The organism is Hoylesella marshii DSM 16973 = JCM 13450 (assembly GCF_000146675.1).
Classification (GTDB): Bacteria; Bacteroidota; Bacteroidia; order Bacteroidales; family Bacteroidaceae; genus Prevotella; species Prevotella marshii.
The window spans coordinates 1,573,672-1,589,461 of record NZ_GL397214.1; the positions used below are offsets into that span (position 1 = coordinate 1,573,672).

Annotated in this window: 17 protein-coding genes; all 17 read left to right on the forward strand. The window is 38.7% G+C overall.

The features are described from left to right. Position 1: 1 nt before the first annotated feature. Positions 2-424, forward strand: coding sequence for a MaoC/PaaZ C-terminal domain-containing protein (locus HMPREF0658_RS06570; RefSeq protein ID WP_006949544.1), 423 nt, complete (start codon positions 2-4; stop codon positions 422-424). 3 nt (positions 425-427) lie between these two features. Continuing rightward, positions 428-1,234, forward strand: coding sequence for a transketolase (locus HMPREF0658_RS06575; RefSeq protein ID WP_006949546.1), 807 nt, complete (start codon positions 428-430; stop codon positions 1,232-1,234). After that, the gene (locus HMPREF0658_RS06580; protein WP_006949548.1) at positions 1,227-2,198 is read left to right on the forward strand and encodes a transketolase family protein; all 972 of its coding nucleotides are present in this window, start codon (positions 1,227-1,229) and stop codon (positions 2,196-2,198) included. Before HMPREF0658_RS06575 ends, HMPREF0658_RS06580 begins: the two co-directional genes overlap by 8 nt. Next, entirely contained in the window at positions 2,195-2,932 is a 738-nt protein-coding gene (locus HMPREF0658_RS06585; protein ID WP_006949550.1) for an SDR family NAD(P)-dependent oxidoreductase, read from the forward strand. The genes HMPREF0658_RS06580 and HMPREF0658_RS06585 overlap by 4 nt, the downstream gene beginning before the upstream one ends. Positions 2,933-2,953: 21 nt before the next feature. Continuing rightward, entirely contained in the window at positions 2,954-3,205 is a 252-nt protein-coding gene (locus HMPREF0658_RS06590) for an acyl carrier protein (protein WP_006949551.1), read from the forward strand. Continuing rightward, positions 3,206-4,324 carry an acyltransferase gene (locus tag HMPREF0658_RS06595; protein ID WP_006949552.1) on the forward strand — a complete coding sequence of 373 codons (1,119 nt, stop codon included), beginning with the start codon at positions 3,206-3,208 and terminating at the stop codon, positions 4,322-4,324. A 4-nt stretch (positions 4,325-4,328) separates the two neighbouring features. Next, the gene (locus tag HMPREF0658_RS06600) at positions 4,329-5,762 is read left to right on the forward strand and encodes a lipopolysaccharide biosynthesis protein (RefSeq protein ID WP_006949553.1); all 1,434 of its coding nucleotides are present in this window, start codon (positions 4,329-4,331) and stop codon (positions 5,760-5,762) included. 1 nt (position 5,763) lies between these two features. After that, positions 5,764-6,699 carry a glycosyltransferase gene (locus tag HMPREF0658_RS10675; RefSeq protein ID WP_006949554.1) on the forward strand — a complete coding sequence of 312 codons (936 nt, stop codon included), beginning with the start codon at positions 5,764-5,766 and terminating at the stop codon, positions 6,697-6,699. A 2-nt stretch (positions 6,700-6,701) separates the two neighbouring features. Further along, positions 6,702-7,796 (forward strand): glycosyltransferase family 2 protein, encoded by a 1,095-nt coding sequence (locus tag HMPREF0658_RS10680; protein WP_006949555.1) that lies wholly within the window; start codon positions 6,702-6,704, stop codon positions 7,794-7,796. Positions 7,797-7,885: 89 nt separating this feature from the next. Continuing rightward, entirely contained in the window at positions 7,886-8,743 is an 858-nt protein-coding gene (locus tag HMPREF0658_RS06615; RefSeq protein ID WP_006949556.1) for a capsular polysaccharide synthesis protein, read from the forward strand. Between the two features lie 10 nt (positions 8,744-8,753). After that, positions 8,754-9,662 carry a polysaccharide pyruvyl transferase family protein gene (locus HMPREF0658_RS06620; protein ID WP_006949558.1) on the forward strand — a complete coding sequence of 303 codons (909 nt, stop codon included), beginning with the start codon at positions 8,754-8,756 and terminating at the stop codon, positions 9,660-9,662. A gap of 6 nt (positions 9,663-9,668) precedes the next feature. Further along, complete coding sequence (locus HMPREF0658_RS10685; protein ID WP_006949561.1) at positions 9,669-10,580, forward strand: glycosyltransferase family 2 protein; 912 nt, start codon at positions 9,669-9,671, stop codon at positions 10,578-10,580. 16 nt (positions 10,581-10,596) lie between these two features. Beyond that, positions 10,597-11,592 (forward strand): glycosyltransferase family 2 protein, encoded by a 996-nt coding sequence (locus tag HMPREF0658_RS06630; RefSeq protein WP_006949563.1) that lies wholly within the window; start codon positions 10,597-10,599, stop codon positions 11,590-11,592. 37 nt (positions 11,593-11,629) lie between these two features. After that, positions 11,630-12,694 (forward strand): EpsG family protein, encoded by a 1,065-nt coding sequence (locus HMPREF0658_RS06635; protein ID WP_006949565.1) that lies wholly within the window; start codon positions 11,630-11,632, stop codon positions 12,692-12,694. 6 nt (positions 12,695-12,700) lie between these two features. Then, positions 12,701-13,786, forward strand: a complete 1,086-nt coding sequence (locus tag HMPREF0658_RS06640) for a glycosyltransferase family 4 protein (protein WP_006949567.1) — start codon at positions 12,701-12,703, stop codon at positions 13,784-13,786. A 44-nt stretch (positions 13,787-13,830) separates the two neighbouring features. Beyond that, positions 13,831-14,790 carry a glycosyltransferase family 2 protein gene (locus HMPREF0658_RS06645; RefSeq protein ID WP_006949570.1) on the forward strand — a complete coding sequence of 320 codons (960 nt, stop codon included), beginning with the start codon at positions 13,831-13,833 and terminating at the stop codon, positions 14,788-14,790. A gap of 122 nt (positions 14,791-14,912) precedes the next feature. After that, on the forward strand, positions 14,913-15,788 hold the full coding sequence (locus tag HMPREF0658_RS06650; RefSeq protein WP_006949572.1) for a UbiA prenyltransferase family protein: 876 nt from the start codon (positions 14,913-14,915) through the stop codon (positions 15,786-15,788). The last annotated feature ends 2 nt before the right edge of the window (positions 15,789-15,790 follow it).

A 15,790-nucleotide genomic window follows, 5' to 3' on the forward strand; every position in this document is an offset into this window, starting at 1 on the left:
AATGGATATCTTACAGTTAGCTAAACACTCTCAACAAATTCAGCATATATACAGCATTACACCTGAAGTGTATTACAGTTTTCAGCGTTGTAGTAATGACTATAATCCTCTTCATACCGATGAAGATTTTGCTAAGCGTAAGAACTTCTCTGAAAGAGTTATGTATGGCAATATCCTAAATTGCTTTGTAAGTCATTTTGTAGGAATGCTTTTACCTGTCCGTGATGTTATTCTCATTGCACAAGACATTCAATATCACAGACCCGTATATTTATACGACGAAATATGCATGGAAGCTACTGTTAACAATGTTTCCGATACAGTCAACATCATAGAGTATAAATTGAAATTCTTTAAGCAAGTGGAAGAAAAAAAAACAATAGTAGCCAAAGGACATGTACAAGTTGGTTTGTTAAAAGAATGACAGATGAACGAACAAGAGGTCTTACGACAAAGAGCTGGAAATATACGGAGAAACATTATTGAGGCTGGATATCATTCCGGTAGCAGTGCACATTATGGTAGTTGTCTCTCGTTGGTAGAAATACTAACATCTTTATATTTTAAAGTGGCAAATATAACGCCAAATGCAGAAAGAGATCGCATAATATTGAGTAAGGGACACGGTGCATTGGCTCTGTACTCCACATTATATGAAAAGGGTTTGATAAGCAAGACGGATTTATTTTCCTTTGAAACAAATGGCAGTAGCTTTATCGCTCATGCACATCGAGATATTAGCAAAGGAATAGAATTCTCCGGAGGAAGTTTAGGTTTAGGTATTTCATTCGGTATGGGAGTTGCACATGCCTGTAAATTAAAGGGAATCAACAACAGAGTTTATATTATTGTAGGCGATGGAGAATTAGATGAAGGATTAGTATGGGAATCTCTAATGTTTGGTAATCACCGAAGTCTCAAGAATACGACTATAATTGTAGATTGTAACGGTTTGCAAATTGATGGGAAGACAGATGATGTGATGAAACTAACACCATTAAAGGAGAAGTTTGAATCTTTCGGTTATCAGACAACGGAGATTGACGGGCATAACATAAATCAGCTATGCGAAGCATTATATCAGTCTTCCCTCTCAGGCCCTTGTGCAATTATTGCTAATACGGTGAAAGGAAAGGGTGTATCTTTTATGGAGGACAACGCTAAATGGCATTATAAATCATTATCTTCCAGCAAATATAAAAAGGCCATTCAGGAACTATTGGAAAATGAATAAAAATATAGATATATCCCAATATATAGGCATGTCTCAGTCCATTGCAATATTTGGAATGTACTTGCCTGATCATATAGAGCAGTATTGTGGACTTCATATTATAACGGCTGACATGGCAGTCAGTGCCAGCCTTGAACGTCTATCATACCAATATGCGGAGAGTTTGACCAATGTTGGTATAGCAGAGCAGAACATGATAGGCATCGCTGCCGGAATGGCATCAGAAGGTTTCAAGCCGATCTGTATTGCACAAGCCTCATTCATATCTATGCGAGCTTTTGAGATGAATCGCCAATATTTAGGCTATATGCATAGTAATATAAAGCTGATAGGACTTAATTCTGGCTTTTTATTGCAGTTTATGGGTAATACGCATTATTGTATTGAGGATTTATCGATTATGCAAACCATTCCAAACATGGTAGTCCTTTCACCGGCAGATGCAGTAGAAGCAGTGATGGCTCTTGATGCTGCATTAAGAATAGACAGTCCTGTTTATATTAGACTGACAGGTAATTCTATGCTTCCGGTAGTATATAAAGAACCGTTCTGTTATCAAATAGGAATCAACCATATTCTAAAAGACGGTAATGATCTTGCAATATTTGCAACAGGATCGATGGTAGGTATCTCCTTAGAAACTTCAAAAATATTGTATACGAAGTATGGAATCATGGCTGCAGTTATTGATGTTCATACCATTAAGCCCATAGATACAGAAGCCATTAATAAATATGCCGGAGTGAAACTATTTGTAAGTGTGGAAGAACATAATATAATCGGTGGATTAGGTTCATCGATTGCTGATTATATTTCTCAAAAAGGAAGCTATCCACTTCTATTAAAGTTAGGCATTTGCGATGTTTTCTCAAAGCCTGGTGATTACAATTACCTCTTGGAACAACATTGTTTAACACCAATATTGTTATCTGAAAAGATTTATCAGAAATACAGTAGCTTATGAAGAAAATTTTAATAACAGGCTGTAACCGCGGATTAGGTAAGGAATTACTGGAGCATTTTGCGTCTAAAGGATGGGATATCATAGTCTGCAATAGAAAGCAGTATGAAGATTTTGATCAGTTTTCAGAAGCTATCGAAACGAGGTATTCTATCAATATCCATACATATTATGCGGAATTAGACAATAAGAAATCTCTTCAAGAATGCCTAATCAAGATCACTTCGGAGCATACGACTATCGATGCCCTCATCAATAATGCCGGTTATTATTCTAATGGATCGATATTCAGCTTGGAGTATGAAGACGTAGAGAGGTGTTTCCAAGTAAACTATTTAGCTCCTTTCACATTCTGTAAGGCAGTTGCAGAATTGATGATCCGACAAGGAAACGGGGTTATTATAAACATTTCATCAATATTAGGTCAGACTGTTACGAAAGGCGGTTCAAGTTATGGAGCAAGTAAAGCTGCATTGAATTATCTTACACAAACGTTAGCACAGGAATTGGCATCTTTTGGAATAAGGGTAAATGCAATTTGTTGTGCCGATTTAGAAAGCGGAATGTTTCATAAGCTTTCACCCAAACAACAAAAAGAGCGTATTCAACGAATTGCCATGAGGCGTCTTGCCAAATTAAATGAAGTTGCAGATGCCGTAGATTTCTTGGTGTCGAACAATGCCAGTTTTATAACAGGAGCACTCCTAAGAGTTGATGGGGGGGGGTATAAATTTTAATAAAAACAAATAAATTAAACAATGAAAAAAAAAGAATTACTAATTAAATTAACAACCATCTTCCGTGATATTATGGATGATGAAGACATTACTCTTACAGATTCAACGTGTGCTGACGATATTGATGAATGGGATTCCCTAACAAATATACAATTGATTGTCGCGATAGAGAAAGAATTTGGTATAAAAATAAAATCAGGACAGATTCAATCTTGGAATAATGTTGGAGAAATGGTAGAGGATTTACTTAAAGAGCTAAAGGATAGAAATTAAATGATATTCCCTGAGAAGATAAAAGCTAAGAGTCTCAATAGAGGAGAAAAGTTAGAGAGAAGTTCCAATTTAGAGCTGTTCCGCATCCTATTGATGCTAATGATTATTGCGCATCATTATGTGGTGAACAGTGCACTATTGGGCGACATCACCCCCACGAACCTTACAGGTAATGCACTGTTTTTAAGTCTATACGGTTGGGGTGGAAAGACGGGAATCAATTGTTTTATTCTCATTACCGGTTATTTCATGTGCCGCAAGGATTTCTCATGGCGCAAGTTCTTTAAATTGGTCTTTGAGGTTTATTTCTATGCTACAACCATTTACCTCATCTTTCTCCTTACCGGTTATGAGACATGTTCTCTTTCTGACATTTCCCGCGTAGTACTCTATATCCCCGCAGATGTTGGCCATGGTTTCGTAGGTTCATTTATCTGCCTGTATCTCCTTATTCCGTTTATCAATAAAATGATACAAGGCATGGATAAGCGGCAATATCAACAACTTTTAATCATATTATTGGTCATCTTTACCGGAGTGGGTACTTTTGTGCCCGGGCGATTCTATGAATACATCGGATGGTATGTAACCGTTTATCTCATCGGTGGCTATATACGTATCTACGGCATCCCCCCGTTGTCAAGTCTCAAACGGAGAATCTGTTTCCTCGTCGTAAGCCACGGATTGGCTTTTGCCAGCATTTTGTTTATCCTTTATTATTACAAACTGAAAGGAGGAGCGGACAACATTGGGAATATCTATTATTTCGTAAATGATTCCAATAAACTATTTGCTGTCTTATGCTCCGTATCTCTCTTTGTGGTATTTAAGAACATTAACACAAAAAAAACAAACATATACATTAACAAAGTGGCAACGGCAACTTTCGGTGTATTACTGATACACGGCAACAGCAATACCATGCGTCGGTTTCTTTGGTACGATTTATTAAACAATGATTCTTACTACAACTCACAATATCTTTGGATACATGCTATACTCTCTGTTGTGGGTGTTTATGCTGTTTGCGTAATGATAGATTTATTGAGAATCCGACTGATAGAACGTCCCTTATTCGGATTGTTGGATAAGAAGCTCTTCCTGAAGAGCAGCAAATAAGAGTATGGCATCAGAATTAAAGAGTAAGACAGTACACGGACTGCTATGGAGCAGTATCGAAAGGTTCTCTACGCAAGGCATCAGCTTCGCGTTCTCCATCATTTTAGCCCGTATCTTAACTCCAGAAGACTACGGTGTCGTAGCTATTGTAACGGTGTTTACAACGATTGCAAGCCTTTTTATCGATACGGGGTTTGGCTCAGCATTGATACGAAAGCCGGAAATCAGCGAAGAAGATAAATCTACAGCATTGATTTTTAATGTGCTTATCTCTGTGGTTTGCTATCTGATTCTTTTTATTCTTGCCCCCTTTATTGCCGACTTCTATCATAATCCGCTTCTGTCCCCATTACTTCGTGTCACCGCAATACCACTCATTATCGGTGCTCTTTGTGGCGTACATCGTTCTCTTCTGACCAAGACAATGAACTTCAAGTCTATTGCGAAGATAACACTTACCAGTACTGTTCTTTCCGGAATTATCGGTGTTGTGATGGCCTACCAAGGCTATGGCGTTTGGGCTTTAGTGGCACAAAACGTTATTTCCGTTGTCATTTCCTGTATTTTTATTTGGATTGCTGCGAAATGGAGACCGCGAACATGGTTCAATAAGGAGTCTTTTCACTATCTTTTCGGATACGGCTCAAAGTTGTTAGCTTCTGGACTTCTCGATACGGTGTACAACAATATCTATCCATTGGTCATCGGTAAATTTTATACACCGGCGCAATTAGGCTATTTCTCGAAAGCTGTCACTTTCACGACTTTACCCTCTTCTAACCTCACGGGCGTACTGCAGCGGGTCACGTTCCCATTATTAAGCATGATACAGAATGAGGATGAAAGATTAAGGACAAATTATCGGCGGATTCTCCGCAATGCAGCATTCGCCATATTTCCTCTCATGATGGGTTTGTGTGCATTGGCATCTCCGCTGGTTAATCTACTACTGACGAGTAAATGGGATGCTTGTGTCATCTATCTGCAAATTATTTGTTTCGGTATGATGTGGTATCCTGTACATGCCATCAACCTCAATCTGTTGCAGGTGAAAGGGCGCTCGGATTTATTCCTGCGGTTGGAGATTCTCAAAAAGATAATGGGTGTAATCGTTCTCTGCATCACCATTCCGCTGGGTATTACAGCCATGTGTATCGGCATCGTAGTAAGTTCATACCTGGCCTTATTTATCAACACCTATTACACGGGAAAACTGATTGATGTCGGGTACATACGACAGATGAAAGATGTATTGCCGATTCTCATCAATAGCATGGTGATGGGGGCTGTTGCCTATCTCGCAACGCTGATAACAAATTCCAATGCCATCAAATTGGTTATCGGCACACTTGCAGGAATCGTTTACTATCTCTCTATGTCTTATCTCTGCAAGTCTGACGAATTGAAAGAAGTATGGGGAATCATAAGAAGGAAATAAAATGACAGATACACCGGTAGTAACCATACAATGCTTAGTATATAATCACGAGCCCTATCTGCGCCAATGCTTAGATGGCTTTGTCATGCAGAAAACAAACTTCCCGTATGAGGCCATCGTACACGACGATTGCTCAACAGACCAATCTGCAGCTATTATCCGAGAATATGCAGAAAAATACCCCGACATCATCAAACCCATATACGAAAGTGAGAACCAGTATTCCAAGAAACATGGCAGACTGGCGGAAATCATGAATGAACATACGAGAGGAAAGTATGTGGCATTCTGTGAAGGAGATGATTATTGGACAGATCCCGATAAGCTACAGAAGCAAGTCGAGATACTGGAAAAAGACGACAGCATAACAATGGTTTATACTGGGTTTAATACAGTAGACTTCAATAGTAAACCCATCATCCGACCCAACCATGAGTATATCAAACAGCATGCTCCAAGCGGAGATATCTTCGGGATTTTGATGGAACGAAACTATGTGATGACATTGACGATGTGTATACGAAGAGAGATTCTTCATACCGATAGTTACCTACAATCGCCTTTTAAATATGACTATACGGTTGCCTGTGATGCTGCCCTTCACGGGAAAGTCATCTTCCTGCCGGCAGAAACAGGATGTTACAGGAAAAATCCGGATAGCATCATGAACACTTCAGGAAAAGAGGTCGGTCAGCATTTGCTACAAGTATTCCGTCATTATGCCCTATTATTCGTAACGACTGCCACCGGTATGACCCGCAGCAGATATAAGAGAATACAGGTTATCCACCATATTTTGAAGTTTATCATACAGTGTGATGTTCCCTTCTTGCACACGTTCCTTAAGAAATCTCACTCCACCATACCCTATTTTGTGTTTGGTTACGCAAAGCTGACACGGTTATTCAGACGAGTTTACAATAAGATAGCTCCCTAATTATGGAACAGATAGCCCATAAACCAACATTATCCATCATTATTCCAATATATAATGGTGCACGGTATTTACGGGAAAATATACAAAATGTATTAGCCCAACCCTGTAAAGACTTTGAGTTAATCCTCTTAGATGATGGTTCTAAGGACGAGTCATTGTCGATTTGCAAAGAGTTCGATAGCCCTTATATCAGACTGTATACACACGCCAATATGGGAGTCTCCAGAACAAGGAACAAAGGGATTGAACTATCAAGGGGCGAGATATTGATATTCATCGACCAAGATGATGTCATGCGCTCGAACTTCTATACCGAAAAGATGCGCGACCAATTGAAAGAAACTTTCGGTCAGGGTATTGATTTGATTATAACCGGTGCATGGTCGGGTGATGAGAATTTAGACCAGGGCATATTCCTTTCTATCGAAAAGCAACGGAAAGGTATTTATAACGGACGTTGCAATACGACAGCATGGGGAACAACCTTCACCTTTAACATGAATATTTTCTCGCGCCGTTTATTCTTCGATGAAGAAAATAAAGCGACTGCTGTTCGTTTTTTTGAACTTCCGCTTGATGTTGAAACAATTTTCCGACACTTAACTCAATATGCTGCCCGCAAAATATTGTATGCTGATAATTTTAGCTTCTGTATCAGACGTAACAACGAAATTTCCGTTTCCTCTAATTGGAATTGGATAAAAGTACATCCCATAAAGTGTGAAGCCTATTATGACCTAATACAATGGCATAAGAAGTATTATCCTCATGATGTAGCAACCATTCATGGAGCAGAGAAAGCTTTCTTGCAGACCGTCACGGATATGATTAAGACGAATTATGAAGTTCAGGCTGATTTAGTTTCATTTAAAAAGGAAATCAGTAAAAAAAAGTATTATCATGATTTGCAAGAGATGATCATTGCTCACCCTGAAGAGTCCATTCTTGTCAAAGCATTACTGACAGCCCCTATACAGGTCGGCAGACTTCTACATATAGGATGGTTTCGACATCTCATTAGGAAAAGATGGACACTTTACGAAAAGTTAGGCATCGGACAGAAAAAGACTGATTTACGAGGAATGTATGAAAGATAGAGAAAGCACACATCAACGGGAGAATTGAATGGATGCTGAAACATTATCCAACCGTTTTAGGCAAATAATTCAATGATTATCAAAAGTAAATGGATACAATAAAACAACTTCTAAGAAGCCTTTTGGGCAAAAAATATGGATGGATTGCACAAGAGTATAATCAGTTAAAGACTTATCTATACTCCTTTCTGCATCCATACTATTATACCCCCAAGCGATATACAGATACGTTCCTTATATATAATAGTAAAATTACAGATGAGGCGATTATCCACAAAAAAGCCCCCTCCATCATCTACATCTTTTGGACAGGCAACAACGAAATCACCCCCAATCGTATGGCAGGTATCAAATCATTGGAGAAAAATGCACATGTTGAAGTTAAATTGATTACTAACAAGAACTTAAAAGATTATATTATTGAAGGAGATCCCTTACCGGAAGCCTATCAATATCTTTCTTTTGTTCATAAATCAGACTATTTACGCTCCTATTTTATGCACCATTATGGCGGAGGATATGCAGATATCAAAACATATTCACACTCGTGGAAACAGGCATTTGACAAACTGAATGAATCTGACGCTTATGCTATCGGCTATGGGGAAGTAGGATTTTGGGGAGTGGCGAACCAAGATATCGAACAGCAAAACCTAAAACACGACTTACGAAATTATTGGAGATTATTGATAGGAAACGGGGCTTTTGTCTGCCGTCCCCATACAAAATTCACCGAAGAATGGCACAGAGAAGTAAATCGAGTATTGGCATCACATTCGGAGGCATTAAGGAAACATCCGGCAAAAGATGCATTCGGAACAAACACCGATTACCCCTTACGCTGGACAGAGATACAAGGTGAGGTCTTCCACCCGCTTTGTCTTAAGTACCATAAAAAGATTTTAGCAGACAACCGCCTGAAACCGTCCTTTAAAAACTATAGATAGAATTCATTGAATGCACCTCTTAAAGAAGATATGGGTACAAATCCGCGACATTTATTTCTATTTCTTTAGAAATGCAATTATTATCAATGGGTACGTAGACGATTTGACGTGGTTGGGTATCCGGCATCGCAATTGGGGAGACGATTTAAACTATTATCTTATACCTCTTATCAGCGGACGGCCTGTCATCTTCTATCATCATTTTTGGTTAGCAAGGAAACTACGTTTTAAGAATTACCTTTGCATCGGTACGCTTCTTGATGCAGTTAATTATTCCAATCCACAAACAATCGTATGGGGAAGTGGAGTCTCCGGACAGGAGAGAACCTTTGTATTACCAAAGAAGATTTTATCTGTTCGAGGTAAAAAAACAAGAGAGTTCCTTACCCGTTATCAGATAGACAGTCCTAATGTATTGGGAGATCCTGCCTTACTCTTACCTTTATATTATACTCCTCCTTCTCCTCCTAAGAAATACAAATTAGGGATTATACCGCATGTCGTTGATCTCGATTATCCCGCCATACAGGAAATACAAGAAAAGTTTCCGCATGAGGTTCTCATTATTAATTTGGCACGATACGAAAAATGGACTGACATCATTGACCAAATCTCTATCTGTGAATGCATTGCTTCGAGTTCTCTTCATGGCCTTATTGTTTCCGATGCCTATGGTATTCCTAACTGCTGGATTGAGTTGTCCGGAAACCTTTCCGGAGGATATTTCAAATTCTATGATTATGCTTCTTCAGTGCAACGGCTATTGGTGAAACCTTACTCGGTAAGCACATCCAATGATATCGCCTCATGTATCAAACTCTGCAAAGAATGGAAAACACCTCTCATTGATACTCAATCAATTCTACAAAGTTGTCCTTTCTACAAAAAGGAGAAGCATAAAAGAAAAAGCCAAACATAGGAAAATATGCCGACGCTCTCAGTGATCATCCCCGTATACAATGCAGAAAACACATTAAACGAGTGTATTGACAGCATCCTCATACAAGAGTTTCATGATTTTGAAATACTACTCATTGATGATGGCAGCAAAGACAACTCTCGTGCTATTTGCAATGATTATGCGATAAAAGACAGTCGGGTAAAGATTCTCTATAAAGAGAATGGTGGAGTAAGCTCCGCAAGGAACATGGGATTAAATCATGCGCAAGGGAAATGGATAACTTTCATTGATGCCGATGACTATATTGAACCCGAATATTTCCACAACATCAATGATGAAGCATTTGATTTAATCATCAAAAGCTATAAGGAATTAAGAAACAGCCTTATCACTACCCCCACCGCAAATATACACAGCGATGCTTCTTTGACTGCTCCAACCGATGTATCAGACTTTATTTCAAGGCATTTAGCAACCATGGTGTTAAGAGGTCCTTGTGGGAAATTTTATAAACGGGAACTGATAGGCTGCACCCGATTTAACGAAAACATGAAAGTAGGCGAAGACTCTTGCTTCGTATTCAACTACCTTACGACAGTAAAAAAGATAAAATTGCAGGCGGGAGCATCCTATATCGTTCGATGTGCAAATGCGTCTGCAGCAAATAAATATGGCTGTACCGTCGAATACGCTATTCAATCGCTTCAATTCCTATACGATGCTCATCTTGCACTCCAAGAGGCACATGCCATTTCTTCAGAGAGTTTCTTGTCATATATCGGATACTTTAAACTCATCTCTAAAAGCGATTGGAAAAAAAACCTGAAAAAATGGTATGCTGATAATACATTAAAAAGAATGTATCAATATATTTGGCCGCATTTAGCCGCCAAGCAGAAAATAGAGTATCGTATTCTTTCAACATTACTTTCTTAATTTAAAATATCTTCGTATGCTACCTAAAATAAGTGTTATTGTTCCTATATATAATGTCGAAAAATATATAAGAAGAGCTTTAGACAGTATCTTAGCCCAAACGTTCTCAAACTTTGAACTACTGCTTATTGATGATGGTTCTACAGACAGTTGTAAAGAGATTTGCGATGAATATGGAAACAAACATCAGCATATCAGAGTCTTCCATAAAGAAAACGGCGGGTTAAGCTCTGCACGTAATTATGGATTGGAAAGAGCATTAGGAGAATATACCATATTCTTCGACCCTGATGATTGGGTAGAACCACAATGCTTGGAAGAACTTTACAGCATTGCGGAAAAAACAAAGGCGGATGTAGTGATGTGTGCCATCTATTACAATGATAAATATCGCCAAACTTATTCTTCCCAAAGACCCTCAAGCACGCAATCTGCAGAAATATTAGAGGATTTAATAATAGGGAAGGTCGGTTGTTTTACTTTTAATAAATTAATCCGTCGAGAATGTTATACAAAGTACGGTATTCTTTACCCACAAGGTATCTATGGAAGGGAGGATCAGTATGCAATCTGCAATCTGTTCAAAAATGATATAAAGATAGCATATACTCCCCGAGCTTATTATCACTATGTACAATATCCTCATTCATTATCAAGATTCTATGACGAAGAGACATTGCAAATGGATATCCGTACCAGAGATATGTTTGTAGAACTGTTTGCCGATACTGAATACAAAGAGCTGGTTGATAGAGAAAAAACCAAGAGTATTATCAGTCGTGCTTATTTGTTTGGTGAGCATGTGTACAATTCCCGTCAGTTCCAGAAAAGGTTTGGACAGTATCAATCGCTTTTTATGAAAGGGCAAGAACCGCGCTATATGACTTTTTTGTACTATATGGCATTCCATGGATATTACCATTTGTCGAAAAAGCTCTTTAATATAGGTTTTCAAACGAAGCAGGCATGCAAGAAAGGGCTTAAATGCTTGCATATTCTTAAGAATAAATAATCGGGTATTCTTATTTTAGTAATAGAAGAGCGTCCTCATGATACCTATATTATTTATCGGCCTCTATTTCATTGCTGTTACAACACTTCAAAAAAGTGTTCAGATACAGAAAAACCTATTGATACTTGTCTGTATCATCTTAACTTGGATGATTGGTAACAGAGATCTTGCTTGGGCAGATACCTTTGTATATGTCATGGCATTCAACCAAGCGCCAACCATTTTCCAAATCCATGCTGATACGATTCCTTTTGGCTATTCAGAGATAGGGTATTTCTATTTGGCTTCCATTATCAAGACCATCTACAATGATTCTTTCTTTTATTTAGTCGTAATGGGCGCAATATCCATGTTCCTGCTATATAAGTCTCTGACCAAATATTGTATCTTTCCACTTATCGGTATATGCGACTATATCGGGAGATTCCTCTTAAACAGAGATTTCACGCAAATGCGTTCTTCATTGGCAATTCTATTGATTATCTTCACAATAGACTTTATATATAAAAAGGAGATATGGAAATTCTTAGGAGTCGTATTCCTTGCTTATCAGTTTCATCGTATGGCCATTATCGCCCTACCTGTTTATTTCCTTTATAAAGTAAGATTTAATAAAACAACGATTGTTATCAGTCTCATTGCTGCTTTTATCCTATCTCAAGTGATAGCAAGCTCTATTTCGGGAACCGTCGATTCGTGGAGTGAAGATTTACAATATGAGACTTATACGCAAGGAAGCTATGTAGAAGAAGCCTTGGGACTTAGAAATCCATTAATCTATTTCCAATTAGCAGTACTTCTCGTCTTTACTTTCATGGAAGAAAAACTAAAGCAAATTGCCCCTTATTATTATCTTCTACGAACAGGATATTTCTATTCTACAATGATTCTTATCTTTTTCTGTAATTATACAGCATTATCCGGTAGAACGTCAACTATGTTTGCAACCATGGAAATGTTTATCTTGCCGGTTATAGGAATGGCATTTAAAAAGAATGTTCGTATTCTTTATTATATGGTTTTAGGCGTTATACTCATCTATTTCTTCTATAGTAAGTATAATGGGGCAATGATAGAGATGGCCGGTTCCAACCTTTCATAAGAGAAAATGAAAATATTTATCGTCTGTACACGGTTATGCTTTGGTGGAGCAGAGCGTGTGGCTGCCATGTTGGCCAATGGTCTGTCTCAACGCGGACATCAGATCACTCTTATTGCCAACTTATTTGATGAAATCACCTATCCTATTTGTTCCGACGTTGAATTAAAGAATCTCTTCCCCCAACGAAAAAACAAATACCTCAAATGGATTACTTCCTTTTTCTTATTACGTAAATACGTAAGACAAGAGAAGCCGGATGTTGTCGTGGGCATCATGTGGACATGTTCTCTACGAGCAAAATTTGCATGTATAGGGAAGTCTATTCCCGTGGTCAGCACCATACATGATGCACTTGAACGACCGGCATCGGCGAAGTTTTCACATATGGAATCTTTTCACATGTTTCAATTGAACAAGCTGTATGACCATGTCACCGTACTGACAAATGCTGATAAAGCAATCGCAGAGAAGATGTTTAAGAATACGCATGTCATGCCCAATCCTCTATCGTTAGAACCGCTAGGAGATGTTCCCCCAAAAAGAAATGTCATCTTGGCAGCAGGGAGATTAGAAGATTGGTATTACAAAGGATTTGATTTGTTGATAGAAGCGTGGGGAAAGTTGTCGGCCAAACATCCGGATTGGATATTGCAAATAGCCGGTGTCGGAAATGAAGAAAGTCAACAGCTCTTAATCGATTTAGCGATAAAAAGCGGAATGGCACCTCATCAATTCCAATTATTAGGCTTTAAAGAAAATATTATCGATGTCTACAGAGAGGCCGCAATCTTTGTCCTAAGCAGTCGGTACGAGGCTTTCGGATTGGTATTATTGGAAGCCATGTCGCAAGGATGCGCTTGTATTGCTTGTGATTATAAAGGCCGGCAACATGAAATTATCCGTCATGGAAACGAAGGATTGTTATGTATACCGGAACAAGTTGAGGACTTAGTTGCAAAGTTAGACACCCTTCTTACAGACATAGCTTATAGAGAAAAACTTCAAAAAAATGCGATAGAAGCATCAAAACGTTTCCTGCCCAATAAGATAATAGACAAGTGGGAAAAGCTGTTGTTTGAAATCACCCGATAAACAAAACCATCATCCATAATAACTTTCTTTAAAATAAAAAGGAGATGAATATTCCCATAACGATATTAACGCCCGCGTATAACAAGGGGAAAACGATAGAAAGAACCTATCAAAGTCTTTTAAACCAAACTGTTTTCGATTTTGAATGGGTACTTATCAATGACGGAAGTACGGATGATACGTTGGATATCATCAAGACCTTTCAAACAGATAAATTCCCCATTCGCTTCACAGACAAACAAAATGAGGGATTGAACAGAACCTTCAATCTTGGAGTAAAGCAAGCACACGGGGATTTGATATTAAGACTTGACCCTGACGATTACCTAACCGAAGATACCGTTGAGAAAGTGCTTCAGTATAAAAAAATATTAGATACGAATCCACATCTTTGCTCCATTGTTTTCCTTACGAAATTTTCGACAGGAGAAATCGTTGGCTATCATCCTTATACAGAGCTTCATCAAACGAACTTCACTGATTATCGTATTATCGATAAAGCAAAAGGAGACCGATTGGAAGTCGTAAAACGAGAAGTATTCTTAGAATTTCCCATGCCGGAAATTCAGGGAGAAAAGTTCTGTTTAGAATCATATATGTGGCAACAAATCGCAGAGAAATACGATGCGATATATGTACCCGAAGCCATTTACATAAGAGAATATAACGAAGCGAGTATCACATCAAACCTAGCGAAAGTACTTTCGGATAATCCCATTGGCACCATGCTTACTTATTCGCAGTACATCAAAATTCTATCAAAAAAGAAAAAGCAAGGCGCAAAGGTAAATTTCGAGATTTTCAAGAATGGAATTAATTATTTCAGATTTGCATTCCATTCACACCGCCCCTTATCGGAAATACTTAAAGGCGTTTCTGCCTCTGTTGCATTACTTTGCTTTCCTGCCGCTTGTTTGTTGTATATCATAGATGCAATGGATATCAATTTAGTGTACAACATTCTGTTCTTTCTGAGAAAAAACAGACCCGTAAAACATAAATAACATTCTCTTGCTATAGCTATATCTATCAAAGATTCCATAAAGGTCGTCTCATACGAAATCCCTGAAAGTATCTATTGATAGCATAACATCTACAGACATTTTTTATATACACCCTATTACGTATGCTTAAAAACATCTTTCTCTTGTTGCGCCCCCAACAGTGGTTGAAGAATATCTTTATCTTCATACCGTTGTTCTTCAGCCGTCACCTGCTGGAGATACACGATGTGGGTATTGCCGGTATCGCTTTTATCGCTTACTGCTTCATGGCAAGTGCCATCTACTGTTTCAATGACATCTTAGATGTAGAATCCGACAGAAAGCACCCGCAGAAATGCAAGCGTCCGTTGGCAGCCGGTAAAATCTCAAAGACAGGCGGTTATCTGCTGATGGGCACCTGTATCGCCCTGTCTTTGGCGTTTGCCTCACTCATATCCACACGAACCGTGCTTTACGGACTGCTCGGTGTCTACTTTGTGATAAACCTTGCTTATTGTCTTTACTTAAAGCAGAAGGCTATCATCGACGTATTCATCATTGCTGTCGGCTTCGTACTGCGCGTGTTAGTAGGAGGTTTTACCACCGGCATCTATATCACCCATTGGATTGTACTCATGACCTTTCTCCTCGCCCTCTTTCTTGCATTTGCGAAAAGACGCGACGATGTGGTTATCTATGCCAACACCACAACGATGATGCGCAGAAATGTAAATCGCTACAACCTTGAGTTCATGAATCAGGTCATTTCCCTCATTGCCGCCATTACAATGATTTGCTACATCATGTACACGGTCAGCGATGATGTCATCATGCGCTTTCATTCACAATACATCTATCTGACTGCTGTTTGGGTATTGGCCGGTCTCATCCGTTATCTGCAGCTCACCATTGTCGATGTGAAAAGCGGAAGCCCCACAAAAGTGTTGCTCAAAGACCGCTTCGTGCAGGCATGTATCGTCGGATGGATACTTCATTTCGCCCTTTTCATCTATCTGTAACC